The organism is Chloroflexia bacterium SDU3-3, assembly GCA_009268125.1.
Taxonomy (GTDB): Bacteria; Chloroflexota; Chloroflexia; order Chloroflexales; family Roseiflexaceae; genus SDU3-3.
This window is the reverse complement of record WBOU01000001.1, coordinates 165,823-179,059: the sequence shown is the minus strand read 5'-3', so window position 1 is coordinate 179,059 and position 13,237 is coordinate 165,823. Positions and strand designations below refer to the sequence as shown.

14 protein-coding genes and 1 riboswitch are annotated in these 13,237 nt (G+C 66.3%); of the genes, 11 read left to right on the top strand and 3 right to left on the bottom strand.

The window, feature by feature from the left end:
* Positions 1-186 precede the first annotated feature (186 nt).
* Positions 187-322, top strand: a riboswitch (cobalamin riboswitch).
* Positions 323-450: 128 nt separating this feature from the next.
* From cobO to F8S13_00775, 8 genes are all read left to right on the top strand, one after another.
* A complete protein-coding gene (cobO, locus tag F8S13_00810) occupies positions 451-1,086 on the top strand; it encodes a cob(I)yrinic acid a,c-diamide adenosyltransferase (protein KAB8145659.1) in 636 nt (211 codons plus the stop codon).
* Entirely contained in the window at positions 1,086-2,021 is a 936-nt protein-coding gene (gene cobD, locus F8S13_00805; protein ID KAB8145658.1) for a cobalamin biosynthesis protein CobD, read from the top strand. Before cobO ends, cobD begins: the two co-directional genes overlap by 1 nt.
* Positions 2,018-3,067, top strand: coding sequence for an ABC transporter substrate-binding protein (locus F8S13_00800; GenBank protein ID KAB8145657.1), 1,050 nt, complete (start codon positions 2,018-2,020; stop codon positions 3,065-3,067). The genes cobD and F8S13_00800 overlap by 4 nt, the downstream gene beginning before the upstream one ends.
* A gap of 71 nt (positions 3,068-3,138) precedes the next feature.
* Positions 3,139-4,110 (top strand): iron ABC transporter permease, encoded by a 972-nt coding sequence (locus tag F8S13_00795; protein ID KAB8146070.1) that lies wholly within the window; start codon positions 3,139-3,141, stop codon positions 4,108-4,110.
* Positions 4,107-4,907 carry an ABC transporter ATP-binding protein gene (locus F8S13_00790; protein ID KAB8145656.1) on the top strand — a complete coding sequence of 267 codons (801 nt, stop codon included), beginning with the start codon at positions 4,107-4,109 and terminating at the stop codon, positions 4,905-4,907. The genes F8S13_00795 and F8S13_00790 overlap by 4 nt, the downstream gene beginning before the upstream one ends.
* Positions 4,904-5,464, top strand: a complete 561-nt coding sequence (cobU, locus tag F8S13_00785; protein KAB8145655.1) for a bifunctional adenosylcobinamide kinase/adenosylcobinamide-phosphate guanylyltransferase — start codon at positions 4,904-4,906, stop codon at positions 5,462-5,464. Before F8S13_00790 ends, cobU begins: the two co-directional genes overlap by 4 nt.
* A complete protein-coding gene (locus F8S13_00780) occupies positions 5,458-6,498 on the top strand; it encodes a histidinol-phosphate aminotransferase family protein (GenBank protein KAB8145654.1) in 1,041 nt (346 codons plus the stop codon). Before cobU ends, F8S13_00780 begins: the two co-directional genes overlap by 7 nt.
* On the top strand, positions 6,495-7,970 hold the full coding sequence (locus F8S13_00775) for a cobyric acid synthase (GenBank protein ID KAB8145653.1): 1,476 nt from the start codon (positions 6,495-6,497) through the stop codon (positions 7,968-7,970). The genes F8S13_00780 and F8S13_00775 overlap by 4 nt, the downstream gene beginning before the upstream one ends.
* Here F8S13_00775 and F8S13_00770 read toward each other — a convergent pair.
* Entirely contained in the window at positions 7,967-8,365 is a 399-nt protein-coding gene (locus F8S13_00770) for an ACT domain-containing protein (GenBank protein ID KAB8145652.1), read from the bottom strand. The genes F8S13_00775 and F8S13_00770 overlap by 4 nt on opposite strands.
* A gap of 276 nt (positions 8,366-8,641) precedes the next feature.
* Here F8S13_00770 and F8S13_00765 point away from each other — a divergent pair, with 276 nt between their 5' ends.
* Together F8S13_00765 and F8S13_00760 are read left to right on the top strand one after the other, a co-directional pair.
* Positions 8,642-9,478, top strand: a complete 837-nt coding sequence (locus F8S13_00765; GenBank protein KAB8145651.1) for a MerR family transcriptional regulator — start codon at positions 8,642-8,644, stop codon at positions 9,476-9,478.
* 25 nt (positions 9,479-9,503) lie between these two features.
* Positions 9,504-10,373, top strand: coding sequence for an NAD(P)H-binding protein (locus tag F8S13_00760; protein ID KAB8145650.1), 870 nt, complete (start codon positions 9,504-9,506; stop codon positions 10,371-10,373).
* Positions 10,374-10,384: 11 nt separating this feature from the next.
* Here F8S13_00760 and F8S13_00755 read toward each other — a convergent pair whose 3' ends face one another.
* Complete coding sequence (locus F8S13_00755; GenBank protein ID KAB8145649.1) at positions 10,385-10,924, bottom strand: flavodoxin; 540 nt, start codon at positions 10,922-10,924, stop codon at positions 10,385-10,387.
* A 235-nt stretch (positions 10,925-11,159) separates the two neighbouring features.
* On the opposite strand from F8S13_00755, the gene F8S13_00750 reads away from it, so the two are divergent.
* On the top strand, positions 11,160-11,591 hold the full coding sequence (locus tag F8S13_00750; protein KAB8145648.1) for an EamA family transporter: 432 nt from the start codon (positions 11,160-11,162) through the stop codon (positions 11,589-11,591).
* Between the two features lie 67 nt (positions 11,592-11,658).
* On the opposite strand, the gene F8S13_00745 is transcribed toward F8S13_00750, so the two are convergent.
* A complete protein-coding gene (locus F8S13_00745; protein ID KAB8145647.1) occupies positions 11,659-12,990 on the bottom strand; it encodes a hypothetical protein in 1,332 nt (443 codons plus the stop codon).
* Positions 12,991-13,237: the final 247 nt, after the last annotated feature.

Below are 13,237 nucleotides of genomic sequence, written 5' to 3'. Positions count from 1 at the left end.
TATAAAGATGCCGTCCTGAGATGTTATGGGGTTTTATGATCAATAGCGATACAACTATATTGCGTTTTTTTGTGGAGATGCTACGTGGCTCGTACTATATCGAAGATGAAGTGGATATATTGTATATGGTTCAGCCGCCAAAACCAAAATTGACGTAGTCTAGGGCCTCTGCTACAATCTGCGCAACAAGCAAAAGAGCGATGTGGTGCGCGAAGCCCGGATGCGACGCGCAAAATGGGGGAAGCCGGTGCGAGTCCGGCGCTGTCCCGCAACGGTAAGGTAACCCCGAGCCCGATTACCCACCATATCGTGCGTGCTCCGGTGTTCCCTCGTGGATAAGGGAAGGGAAGCGCTGCACATGTGGCAGGCTCCTTTTCCCCTTTGGCATGCGCTAAAGGGGCTTTTTGTTCCCTTCGCCGCTGGCGCTGGCACGCAGAAGAAGGAGCTGCTATGACCACACCCGAGAGCGACCCCCAGCCCAGCGACGAGCTGGATGAGACCACCACCCTTGAGTCGAGCGATGAGAAACGCGAGCGCCGCAAGGCCGTGCGCAAGGCCAATGTGCGCAAGGGCTTGGTGATCGTGAACACCGGCAATGGCAAGGGCAAAACCACGGCGGCACTGGGCATCGTGCTGCGGGCCTGGGGCCGCGATATGCGCATCGGCGGCATCCAGTTCTTCAAGCACGAGAACGCCCACTTTGGCGAGCTGCGCGCGCTGGAGCGCATGGGCGTGACGCTCACGCCCATGGGCGATGGCTTCACGTGGATGAGCCGCAACATGGATGAGACCCAGGCCAAGGCGCTGCACGGCTGGGAGACCGCCAAAGAGCGCATCCTCAGCGGCGAGTTCGACATCTTCCTGCTCGACGAGTTTACCTATGTGATGCACTTTGGCTGGCTCGACCCGCAGGAGGTGATCGGCTGGCTGCGCGAGCACAAGCCGCCCGCGATGCATCTGATCATCACGGGCCGCAGCGCTCCCGACGCGCTGGTGGAGTTTGCCGATCTGGTGACGGAGATGCGTGAGATCAAGCACCCCTTCAAGGAGCAGGGCGTCAAGGCCCAGCCAGGGATCGAGTTCTGATGCGTTTCCCCCCCCTGCTCGGCGAGCGCGGCGCGGCGCTGCTGCTGGCGCTGGCCCTCGACTCGCTGCTGCCCGAGCTGCCAAACGATGTTCACCCGGTGGTGTGGATGGGCCGCTGGATGCGGCTGGGCGAGCGCCTGGCCCCGCAGCGGCCTGAGCTGCGGCTGGCCTGGGGCGCTGGCTGGCTGGCGCTGGGCGGCCTGATCGTGGCGCAGCTGGCGGGGCGGCTGCCGCGCCACTGGGCGGTGCGCGGCGCGCTGGCATCCACCCTGCTGGCCTATGCCGCGCTCGATCGGGCGGCAGGCCAGGTGCAGGCGGCGCTGGCCCAGGGCGACCTGCCCGAGGCCCGCCGCCTGCTGGGCTGGCACCTGGTGAGCCGCCCCACCGCCGAGCTGCGCGCCGACGAGGTGGCGGGTGCGGCCATCGAGTCGCTGGCCGAGAACTTCTCGGATAGCGTGGTGGCCCCGGCGCTGGCCTACATAGCGGGCGGCCTGCCTGGGCTGGCGGTCTACCGCCTGAGCAACACCGCCGATGCGATGTGGGGCTACCATACGCCGCGTTTCGAGCACCTGGGTAAGGCGGCGGCCCGCTGGGATGACCTGCTGAACCTGCTGCCCGCGCGGCTGGCCGCTGGCCTGATCGCGCTGGCGGCGGGCGAGCATGGTGGGCGGGCCTGGCGCGTGGCCCTGCGCGACCACCGCAACACCGCGTCGCCCAATGCGGGCTGGCCCATGGCGGCCATGGCGGGCGCGCTCGACACCACGGTGACCAAGCGCGGCCACTACGCGCTTGGCGACGGTGCGGCGCTCCCCGATGCGGCGCTGCTCGGGCGGGCGCGGCGGATCGTGCGCTTGGCTTTTTCGATCCTGCTGGCGCTGCTGAGCCTCGGCGCGGCATCCAGCCTGATGTATAGATTGCGAGAAAAGAGACCATGAGACAGATTGTTCAGAAGAGCGTGCTGCTGCTGGCCCTGCTGCTTGGTGCGTGCGGCGCGCCTGCGGCGGCGGTGCCGACCATCCCCGCCGCCACGGCTCCTGCCGCCACGGCAGTGGCTACCGTAGAGGCTACCGCAGCGGCCACGGCGGCGACCACCGCGCCTGCAGCCACCGCCGAGAGCACGCCTGCCGAGGCCACCGCTGCTGCGCTGCAGGGCACGCAGGTGCTCACCGACAGCCTCGGGCGCACGGTGGAGCTGCCCGCCGCGCCCCAGCGCATCATCTCGCTGGCCCCATCCAACACCGAGATCCTGTTCGCCGTGGGCGCGGGGCCGCAGGTGGTGGGCGTGACCCAGTTCTGCAACTACCCGGCGGAGGCCACCAAGCTGCCGCAGGTCGGCGGTTTCTCGGCCAAGACGATCAGCGTGGAGACGATTGTCTCGCTGAAGCCGGATGTGGTGTTCGCAGGCGACGAGAGCCAGCAGCAGGTGATTGAGGCGCTGGAGCAGGTGAAGATCCCAGTGGTGGCGGTGAAGGCCAGCACGCTGGATGAGGTCTACCAGAACATTGCGCTGGTCGGGCAGGCCACCGGCCACAGCGCAGATGCGGCGACGGTGGTGGCCGACATGCAGGCCAAGGCGGCAGGGGTGGTGGCCAAGCTGAAGGATGTGGACGCCAAACCCAAGGTGTTCTACCAGGTCTACGACGAGCCGCTGATGACGGCTGGCCCGCGCACCTTCATCGGACAGCTTGTCGAGCTTGCTGGCGGCCAGAACATCTTCGCCGATGCGCAGGACGACTACCCGCAGATCAGCGCCGAGGAGGTGGTGTCGCGCAACCCCGAGGTGGTGCTTGGCCCTGAGTCGTCGAGCAGCACGCTGACGGTGGAGCAGATCACGCAGCGGCCCGGCTGGCAGAATATCGCGGCGGTGAAGGATGGCCGCGTGGTGCTGGTGAACGACGACATTGTCTCGCGCCCCGGCCCACGGCTTGTGGATGCGCTGGAGGCAATCGCCAAGGCGCTGCACCCCGACCTGTTCCAGTGAGCGCCCGAGCGATGATCTGGTCGCGTGTGCGCGCTGCTGGGGTGCCCCGCATGGTCTTGGTGGTCGCGCTGATGCTGCTGGTGCTGGCTGCCGCCATGCTGGTGAGCATCGGTGTAGGTGCCGTTCAGGTGCCGCCCGCCAAGGTACTGGCCGTGCTGCTCGCGCCGGGCAGCGACCCCACCGCCACCACCATTGTGTGGGATCTGCGGCTGGCGCGGGTGCTGCTGGCCGCGCTGATCGGTGCGGCGCTGGCATCCTCGGGCGCGGCGTTCCAGGGCTTGTTTCGCAACCCGCTGGCCGACCCGTATGTGATCGGGGCGGCGGGCGGCGCGGCGCTGGGCGCGACCATCGCCATCGTGATGAACGCCAGCTGGCAGGGCCTGGGCTTCAGCCCGGTGCCGCTGGCCGCGTTCATCGGCTCGCTGGCGGCGGTGGCGCTGGTCTACGCCGTGGCCGAGATCGGCGGCAGCGTGCCACCCACCGCGCTGCTGCTGGCGGGCACGGCCCTGGGCACGCTGCTCTCCGCCGCCGTGTCGCTGCTGATGATGCTGCACGACCAGACGCTTCAGGCTGTGGTGGCCTGGCTGCTGGGCGGCCTCGGCGGGCGCAGCTGGCCGCACCTTGTCTCCAGCGGCCCCTACATGCTGGCGGGCATCATTGCGCTATGGCTGTGCGCCCGCCCGCTGGACGCGCTAGCGTTTGGCGAGGAGACGGCGCGCAGCCTGGGCCTCTCGATCGGCTGGATGCGCGTGGCCGTGCTGGCCTCGGCCAGTCTGGCCACGGCGGCGGCAGTGGCGGTGGGTGGGATCATCGGCTTTGTCGGCCTGATCGCGCCGCACATCGCGCGCCGCCTGGTGGGGTCGAGCCACGCGCGGCTGGTGCCTGCCAGCGCCATGGTGGGCGCGCTGCTGCTGCTGCTGGCCGACGACTTCGCCCGCACCGTCCTCGCGCCCACCGAGCTGCCGGTGGGCATTGTGACGGCGCTGCTGGGCGGGCCGTTTTTTCTGTACCTGCTGAAGCGGCGCGGGCGGGAGGTGACATGAGCTACCTGCTTGAGGCCGTGGATCTCTCCGGCGGCTATGGCGAGCGCCCGGTGGTGCGCGGCGCGAGCCTGGGCGTGCGCTCCGGCGAGGTGCTGGCGCTCGTCGGCCCCAATGGCGCGGGCAAAACCACGCTGCTGCGCCTGCTGGCGCGGCTGCTGCGGCCCAGCGCTGGCGAGGTGCTGCTGGAGGGCCAGCCGCTCTGGTCGCGCCCGCCCAAGGATGTGGCCCGCGTGATCGCGCTCGCGCCGCAGCTGGAGCAGCTGGCCTGGCCGCTGACGGTGGCCCAGGCGGTGGAGCTTGGCCGCGCGCCACATCGTGGCTGGCTCCGGCCCTTCTCGGCCAATGACCGCGCGGTGTGCGCGGCGGCGATGGAGCGCATGGGTGTAGCGCGCTACGCCGATCGGCTGCTCAGCGAGCTTTCGGGCGGCGAGCGCCAGCGGGTGGTGCTGGCCCGCGCTCTGGCCCAGCAGCCGCGCCTGCTGATTCTGGATGAGCCGACCGCCCACCTTGATCTGAAGTACCAGACCGAGCTGCTGCTGCTGGCGCGAAATTTGGCCCATCAGGATGGGCTGGCCGTGGTGCTAACCCTGCACGACCTGAACCACGCCGCGCTGTGCGCCGACCGGATCGCGCTGCTGGCAGGTGGCGAGCTGCGAGCGATCGGCACGCCCACCGAGGTGCTAGAGCCGCAGCTGCTGCGCGATTCCTACGGCGTGGCGGTGCATGTGGCGCGGCACCCTATCGATGGTACGCTGCTGGTGACGCCAGCGCTTGATGGAGCCTTGGAGGCCGTATGAGGTGTGTGCTGTTCACGGGCGGGGCGCGCAGCGGCAAGAGCATGTGGGCCGAGCGCTACGCGGCGCGGCTGGGCTTCCCCGTGGTGTATCTGGCCACCGCAGGTATCGGCGACGCCGAGATGGGCGAGCGCGTGGCGCTGCACCGCGCCCGCAGGCCTGCCGAGTGGGGCACCGTCGAGGCCCAGCGCGACCCGGCACGGGCGCTTGCCGACATCGCCCACGGCACGGTGGTGCTGCTGGACTGCCTGACGCTCTGGACCAGCAATGTGCTGCTGGCCAACGAGCAGACGGCAGAGCAGGAGCTTGCCGCCGAGGTTACGGCCCTGCTGGGTCTGGCCCGCGAGCGCGACCTAACGCTGATCGTGGTGACAAACGAGGTGGGCATGGGGATTGTGCCCGAGTATGCGCTGGGCAGGCTGTACCGCGATGTGCTTGGCCGCGCCGCCCAGCAGATCGCCCGCAGCGCCGACGAGGTCTACCTGGTGACGGCGGGCATTCCGGTGGAGCTGAAGGCGCTGATGCCCGACTGGGCGCGGCGGGAAGAGGGCGCATGGTAGCCCACGGCGCGCTCGACTACGCCGAGCTGGCGCGGCTGGGCATCGCCCCCGCCGATGTGTGCGACTTCAGCAGCAATATCAACCCGTTTGGCCCGCCCGAGGCGGTGCGCCGCGCCCTGTCCCAGCTCGACCCCGCGCCCTACCCCGACCGCGCATGCATCGCGCTGCGCCAGCGGCTGGCCGATTCTCACGGCTGCGCGCCCGAGCACATCCTGGTGGGCAACGGCTGTAATGAGCTTATCTACCTAACGTCAAGGGCCATGCTGCGCCCTGGCGACCGCGCGCTGGTGGTGGGGGCGACCTACGGCGAGTATGCGCGGGCCAGCGAGCTGTGCGGTGCGCAAGTGTGCCACGTGGGCGCGGCTGGCGATTTCGCCCTTGGCGATGCGGCGATCGGCGCGGCGGTGCGCGAGCTGCGCCCCAGGCTCACCTGGGTGTGCACGCCCAACAACCCGACGGGCGCGCGCTTTTCGCCTGATGCGGCTGAGCGCATTGCGATGGCCTGCGCCGACGCTGGCGGGCTGCTGGTGCTCGACCGTTCCTACGCCGCGCTTGAGCGCCCCGCCGATGTGGTTGATATCGACATAAAAAATGGCGCCCTCGCGCTGTTTTCCCTGACCAAATCCTACGCGCTGGCCGGGCTGCGCCTGGGCTATATGTGTGGCGACGCGGTGCTGTTGGCCCAGATCGCGGCCTTTCAGCCCACCTGGAGTGTGAGCAGCGCCGCGCAGGCCGCCGGGCTGGCCGCACTGGATGACCGCGCCTTTCTGCCCCGCACGCTGCCGCTGATTTGGGCCGAGAGCGATGCGCTGGCTGCTGAGCTTGGCTCGTTTGGCCTAACCGTTTGGCGCGATCGCCTGCCCATGCTGCTGGTGCGGGTGGGCGATGCCGCAGCTGTGCGCACGCGCCTGCTATCCCAGGGCATGCTGGTGCGCGACTGCGCATCGTTTGGCCTGCCAGAATGGGTGCGCGTCGCGCCGCGCCTGCCCGAGGAGAATAGACGGCTGATCGCCGCGTGGAGGAGCACCCTATGACAGCGCCTGTGGTGATGGTGGTGGGCACGGCTTCGTCGGTGGGCAAGAGCACGCTGGTGGCGGCGCTCTGCCGCATCGCTGCGCGGCGCGGGCTGCGGGTCGCGCCGTTCAAGGCCCAGAACATGAGCAACAACGCCGCCGTCACCGCCGACGGCGGCGAGATCGCGCGCAGCACCGCCACCCAGGCCGCCGCCGCTGGCGTGCCGCCCACGGTGGCCATGAATCCCATCCTGATCAAGCCCGAGAGCGACCGGCGCAGCCAGGTGGTGGTGGAGGGCAAGGTCTGGAAGACGCTGAGCGCCGCCGACTACTGGCGCGACCGCATGCCGCTGTGGGATGTAGTGGCCAAGAATCTCGACGCGCTGCGCGACGAGTACGATCTGGTGATCGCCGAGGGCGCGGGCAGCCCGGTGGAGCTAAACCTGAAGGCCCGCGATATCGTGAATATGCGGGTGGCGCGCTACGCCCAGGCCCGCACGCTGCTGGTGGGCGATATCGATGCGGGCGGGATCTTCGCCGCGCTGCTGGGCACGCTGATGCTGCTGGATGCGGAGGAGCGCGCGCTGGTGCACGGCATGGTGGTGAACCGCTTCCGCGGCGACCCCGCACTGTTCACCGAGGGCGTGCGCATGCTGGAGGAGCGCGGCGGCGTGCCGGTGCTGGGCGTGGTGCCGTGGGTCCACCGCATGGATCTGCCGGAGGAAGATGCGGTGGCGCTTGACCGTGGCCGTTCAGCCGCCGAAACGCACGCGCTGACCATCGCCGTGCTGCGGCTACCACACATCGCGAACTTCGACGACTTCGACCCGCTGGCCCAGGAGCCGGGGGTGAGCGTGCGCTACATCACCAGCCCCGCCGAGCTGGCGGGCGCTGCGGCGCTGATCATCCCAGGCACCAAGGCCACCCGCGCCGACCTAGCGTGGCTGCGCGAGCGCGGCTTTGCGCAGGCCATCGCGGCGTTCGGCGGGCCGGTGGTGGGTATCTGCGGGGGCTACCAAATGCTGGGCGAGTCGATCGACGACGCGCTGGGCACCGAAGGCCCGGCGGGGCGCGAGCGCGGCCTGGGGCTGCTGCCGGTGGCCACCAGCTTCGCCGCCGAGAAGCGCACCGCGCCCATCCAGGCTCGCTCGCTGCTGCCCTGGGCGCACGGGGCAGCGCTGGAGGGCTACGAGATCCACATGGGCCGCACGGTGCGGTTGGGCGGGGCCAGCCCCAGCGCCACGCTCACCGCGCGGCGCGGCCAGCCCTGCCACGAGGATGACGGCTGCGCCAGCGCCGACGCGCGCGTGTGGGGCTGCTACATCCACGGCATCTTCGCCAGCGCTGCGTTCCGCCATGCTTGGCTGGCCACCCTGGGCTGGCAGGGCGGCACGCCCGCCACGCCCGCGCCCGACCCCTACGACCGCCTGGCCGATGTGGTCGAGCAGCACCTTGATGCGGCGCAGCTCGCCGCGCTGTTCCGCCCGCTCTAGCCCTGCTGGAAGCTGCGCAGGATGGCCATGGCCTCCTCGCGGCGCTCCCACGGCACGAACAGGTGGTCGTGGAAGTAGGCCGACACGGGGTTCACGCTCAGGCCGGCCTGGGCCAGCCGCCCGCTGATCGCGGCGATGAACCCCACCGCCTCCAGCGAGGAGTGCACCGCCAGCGTGATGCAGGCCCAGCGCGGCGCATCGGGCGGGGCCAGATCGCCCGCCGCATCCTCCTCAAGGATCAACGTCACTCCCTCATCCTCCACAAACAGCCCCTTGGGTAGCCGCTCGCCAAGGCGGTACGCGCCCGCCGCGACGGTGCAGAAGCAGTAGGCGCGTTCGTCCAGTGCTGGGCGCATGCTGCCAAGCAGCTTGGCTAGGTCGGTCTCTCCGCTCATTTAATCACCCCGCTCAATCTGATATCCGCACGAGCATACCACACAGGGTCTATGTGTTTTGTCTGATGCCTTGTGCGTTTTGGTGGCGAATCGCTTTTTCCTTCGCGCCTTTGTGGTGTTCGTTTTTTGTCGCTTTGGTGTCTTGGTAGTAAAAACCTTCTGGGTATTGAGAGCACCTAGACACTGGAGTTTACCAGGTTTTGCTTGACTTTCACCCTGCCTGAACGTGTACCCTTCACGGTGGGATATGGCTAATCTTGTACAAAGGGAGGTGTGATGCTAAAGATTCGCGACTTTGCCAAGCTGGCCGACGTGTCGATGGTGACGCTGCGCTACTACGATGAGATCGGCCTGCTGCGCCCCGCCCATGTCGATCCCGATACTGGCTACCGCTTCTACACCGTCGATCAGCTGCCGTCGCTTCACCGCATCCTCGCCTTCAAAGATCTGGGCCTTGGCCTGACCCAGATCGCCGAGCTGCTGCGCGAGGGCGTCACGCCCGCCGCCCTCGACGGCATGCTGCGCATCCGGCAGGCCCAGCTGGCGCGGCAGATCCAGTCGGATCAAGAGCAGCTGGCGCGGGTTGAGGCCCGGCTGCGCATGCGGGCCGATGGCGGCGGGCCAGCCTACGAGGTGGTGTGCAAGCCGGTGAAAGCCATGACGGCGGCTGCGCTGCGCATGACCGACCAAGATATCGAGGAGTTTGCGCACTGGGTCGACCTGATCGAGTCGCTGCTGCGGCGCTACGACGCGCGGGCCAGCGACCACCTGATGGTGCTGCATGGGGAGCATGCCGATGACTACGACCAGCAGAGCGTCGAGCTGATCGCGCCCATGCCTCTGGGCGATGCCCGCGCTTTAGCGGCACACAGCCAGGGGCGGCTGCGTGCCTGCACCCTGCCCGCCTGCCCCCAGATGGCCAGCGTGCTGCACCACGGGCACCCCGCGCTGGCCATCCTGGCCTACCAGTCGCTGGGAATCTGGATGGACGCCAACGGCTACACCATCGTCGGCCCGCGCCGCAAGATCGCGCTGCGGCGCGGAGCAGATCTGACCGACTCGCTGACAGAGATCCAGTTTCCTATCGAGAAGCTTGATTCGTTGGGAAGATAGCAGCTACGCTGAGAAGGAGCAAGCCATGATTATCGTGACCGGTGCAAATGGGAAACTGGGCCGCGCCGTGGTCGAGCAGCTGCTCGCGCGCGTGCCCGCCGCGCAGATCGGCGCGAGCGTGCGCAGCCCAGAGCAGGCGGGCGAGCTTGCGGCGCGCGGCGTCGCAGTGCGCCAGGGCGACTTCGCCGACCCCGCCAGCCTCGCGCGGGCCTTCGCAGGTGCGGCCCAGGTGCTGCTCGTATCGGCGAGTACCACAGGCGAGGAGGCGCTGCGGCTCCACCGCAATGCTATTGACGCGGCGGCCCGCGTGGGGGTGGGGCGTATCCTCTATACCAGCCACATGGGGGCATCGCCAGCCTCGCGCTTCGCGCCCATGCCCGACCACGCCGCCACCGAGGATCTGCTGCGGCACACGGGGCTGGCTTTCACCTCGCTGCGCAACGGCTTCTATGCCAGCTCGGCCATCCAGCTGCTGGGCGATGCGGTGCGCACCGGCGAGCTGATCGCTCCGGAGGATGGCCCGGTCTCCTGGACCGCCCACGCCGATCTGGCCGAGGCCGCCGCGCTGGCGCTGAGCGAGGGCGGCCTGGATGGCGTCACGGCTGCCCTGACCGGGGCCGAGGCGCTGGACCTGGCGGCGGTGGCCGCGATCGCGGCGGAGCTGACTGGCCACCCCATCCGCCGCGTGGTGGTGCCCGACGCCGCCTACAAGGCGGGCATGCTGGCCCACGGCGTGCCCGAGCACCAAGCCGAGCTGCTGCTGGGCATGTTCCGCGCCAGCCGTGCGGGCGAGTTTGCCCATGTCGACCCCGCGCTGGCGCGGCTGCTTGGGCGCCCACCCACGCCCTTCCGCGATGTGCTGGCGGCGGCGCTCGGCATCTCATATTCGACGTGAGCGTCTCGCGATTATTGAACCGCCACCTGGCTTGCCTCACCGCGCAGCTCGCCCACGAGCTGGCCCACCCAGCGCTCGATCCGGCCTGCGGTGAGCTTGTCCTGGTTGTCATCATCGATGGCCAGGCCAAAAAACATGCCATCTTCAACGCCGAGCGACTCGTAGAGATCGTAGCCCTCGGTGGGCCAGCGCCCGACCAGCGTGGCCCCGCTGGCGATTGCGGCCTTCGCCAGGATTCCCAGCGCATCCTGGAAGGTGTCGGGGTAGCCAAACTGGTCGCCGCAGCCGAATAGGCCTACGCGCTTGCCCATCAGGTCGAGCTTCTGGAACAGCGGGAAGGCGTCGTACCAGTCGTCCTGCAGCTCGCCGATGTTCCAGGTAGAGCAGCCCAGCAGCAGCGTGTCGTAGGCCAGCAGCGGGGTGAGGTCGCGCTTGATGGTGGCGACGTTGATCAGGGTTGTGGCCACCTCGTGGCTGTTCAGCGCGGCGGCGATGGCCTCGGCGGCGTCCTGGGTGTTGCCCAGCGAGGAGCCATAGACGATGGCGATCATTGGGTATCTCCTGTATCTCAATCTCAGCAGAGCGATTACCTGCGTGTTAGTATAGGCTAATATATGCTATTTCTCAAGATAATACTTTTCAAATGAAGTTAAAAAACGGCAACCGGCGGTTATTTTCGGCTGCGCCCAGGCCGATGTCCACGCGGTATAATAGCCCAGTCTCGCGCTGGCGAGCCGCTCTGCCTGGCGCATGTGGGCAGGCCTGAATGGATGTAATCGTATCGCTATGGAATCGTTTAAACAGCCGTGGGTGCTCTACGCGCTCGGATCGGCCCTCTTCGCCGCGCTGACCACGATCTTGGCCAAGGTCGGCATCAAGAACACCAACTCGGATGTGGCCACCGCCGTGCGCACCATCGTCATTTTGGTGGTGGCCTGGGGCATCGTGGCCTACCGTGGGCTGGGCCGCGAGGTGACGCAGCTTTCGGGGCGCACGGTGCTATTTCTGGTGCTGTCGGGGCTGGCTACCGGGCTGTCGTGGATCTGCTACTTCCGCGCGCTGCAGCTCGGCCCCACCGGCCCGGTGGCCGCGCTCGACAAATCCAGCCTGGTGTTCGTGCTGCTGCTGTCGCTGCTGGTGCTGCACGAGCCATTCTCGTGGCGTACGGCGCTGGGGATCGCGCTGATCGTGGCGGGCACACTGGTGCTGATCAAGTAGGGGCTAGAGTCGGGCGGTATAATCAGACCTGATGCGAGCGAGTAGCTCGCATCAGGTCTTTCGCTGTCTATGGCGCAATCCTCGCGACTATGATCGGATCGGCCATGGAAAAGAGATCGACAATGGCGCTGCCGTCGGCGCGCGCTCTGCGCATAACGGATGCGCTCTCTCGCTGCTGCACATAAAGAATCATACCGCTGCGATCTCTGCCCACCAGCAAGTTCACGCTAGGATCAAGGATCTGGGGCTGTGCGCCTGCTGTGATAGCGAGGCGGATCAGGCGGTTTTGCTCGACATAGATAATTGCGTCGCTATCTTTTGTCCAGATAAACGCTCCCCGTTCGTTATGGGGGCCTGTGATGGTGCTCTCTGCGCTACTCAGCACGCGATAGGCTGTGCCATCGGAGTTCATGATCTGTATCACCCAGCGCCCATCTTGCTCAGAGGTAAAGGCCACCTGCCGACCATCGGGCGACCAGCGGAGCACGCTGACAGCGGGAGTCTCTTTGAGTATGCGCACCTGTCCATCGGCGCTGGCTATGCACACCCCCTTTTCCCCACCGGTCGCAATGAATTGGCTGTTTGGCGACCACTCATATACGGAGAACCCATATTCACGCGATATGCCCCACCCGTCTTGATGAGAATCGATGGGATAGATAATAATGCCTGCGTTTGGCTCTTCAATAGGGCTATACATACTAAATCGATAGGCGAAGCGGGTGCTATCTGGCGCCCACCTTGCACCAGATACGGATACCGTATAGGAATCTGGCACAGAGATGTTGTGCTGATCGCTTGTGTGGCGTGCTTGTGTGGTGGCATACGGGTAAAGGATGTACATTTGTTGACTCATGACGAAGGCGACGATCATAGTGCCATCAGGCGACCAGGCAGAAAGAGTGTAGGGGGCCCTTGTTGGAACGTTAATCGTCTGCTTCTGACCTGTATCTGGATCGAAGAGATAGATAGGCGGCGTAAGTGAGATTATATCGGTATATGCTATCTGATGCCCGCCAGGTTTCCATAACATACTCCTGATCTGGCTGAGCGGATACTGCTTGTGCGTCTCAGCCTGAAAGAGTTTCATCTGTGAAACGAGAAACCGCCCGTCACCGGACCATGCTGGCGCATCGCTACAACATGATGATGCTATCGGTGCAAGCCCGCCGTATGGCGGGTTAAAGATCGATAGATTCCGGATGGATTCTGTTCCTTCCTGGTGCTTCGTGTAGAACGCGATCTGCGGAAGATACTCGCCCTCGATCAGAGGAAGGTAGGTGGTGTTGTCTACTGCCGTTGCTTGCAGTAGCTGCGGCGATAGGCTCGTACTGGCGACCACTGCCCATACCATCCAGAGAGATGCCAAGCGAGTGAGCATGTGTTCGGAACGATGCATGATTTCACTCCTTAACACGAGGTTTGATAGCGGTGAGGGCTTGAAAGAAGGATTTTAACCCTCTGTGCTATAGATTAATCTGCTCTTTCATCATGAGTATACACCTTTTTGGGAAGAAGTCGATGATCTTCTATCTATGCTTCTATTTCTCTGTGAAAATTGGCGCATATTATGATATCGTAAGTAAATTTGTTTTGCCCAACGATACTTCAGCGGGAAAGCGTGCCATGAACAGGGGCTTTATTCA

Bases quoted from the DNA above. Each gene is read 5' to 3' on its own strand.
- cobO (KAB8145659.1), top strand. From the start codon at position 451: ATGACCACACCCGAGAGCGACCCCCAGCCCAGCGACGAGCTGGATGAG.
- cobD (KAB8145658.1), top strand. From the start codon at position 1,086: ATGCGTTTCCCCCCCCTGCTCGGCGAGCGCGGCGCGGCGCTGCTGCTG.
- F8S13_00800 (KAB8145657.1), top strand. From the start codon at position 2,018: ATGAGACAGATTGTTCAGAAGAGCGTGCTGCTGCTGGCCCTGCTGCTT.
- F8S13_00795 (KAB8146070.1), top strand. From the start codon at position 3,139: ATGCTGCTGGTGCTGGCTGCCGCCATGCTGGTGAGCATCGGTGTAGGT.
- F8S13_00790 (KAB8145656.1), top strand. From the start codon at position 4,107: ATGAGCTACCTGCTTGAGGCCGTGGATCTCTCCGGCGGCTATGGCGAG.
- cobU (KAB8145655.1), top strand. From the start codon at position 4,904: ATGAGGTGTGTGCTGTTCACGGGCGGGGCGCGCAGCGGCAAGAGCATG.
- F8S13_00780 (KAB8145654.1), top strand. From the start codon at position 5,458: ATGGTAGCCCACGGCGCGCTCGACTACGCCGAGCTGGCGCGGCTGGGC.
- F8S13_00775 (KAB8145653.1), top strand. From the start codon at position 6,495: ATGACAGCGCCTGTGGTGATGGTGGTGGGCACGGCTTCGTCGGTGGGC.
- F8S13_00770 (KAB8145652.1), bottom strand. From the start codon at position 8,365: ATGAGCGGAGAGACCGACCTAGCCAAGCTGCTTGGCAGCATGCGCCCA.
- F8S13_00765 (KAB8145651.1), top strand. From the start codon at position 8,642: ATGCTAAAGATTCGCGACTTTGCCAAGCTGGCCGACGTGTCGATGGTG.
- F8S13_00760 (KAB8145650.1), top strand. From the start codon at position 9,504: ATGATTATCGTGACCGGTGCAAATGGGAAACTGGGCCGCGCCGTGGTC.
- F8S13_00755 (KAB8145649.1), bottom strand. From the start codon at position 10,924: ATGATCGCCATCGTCTATGGCTCCTCGCTGGGCAACACCCAGGACGCC.
- F8S13_00750 (KAB8145648.1), top strand. From the start codon at position 11,160: ATGGAATCGTTTAAACAGCCGTGGGTGCTCTACGCGCTCGGATCGGCC.
- F8S13_00745 (KAB8145647.1), bottom strand. From the start codon at position 12,990: ATGCATCGTTCCGAACACATGCTCACTCGCTTGGCATCTCTCTGGATG.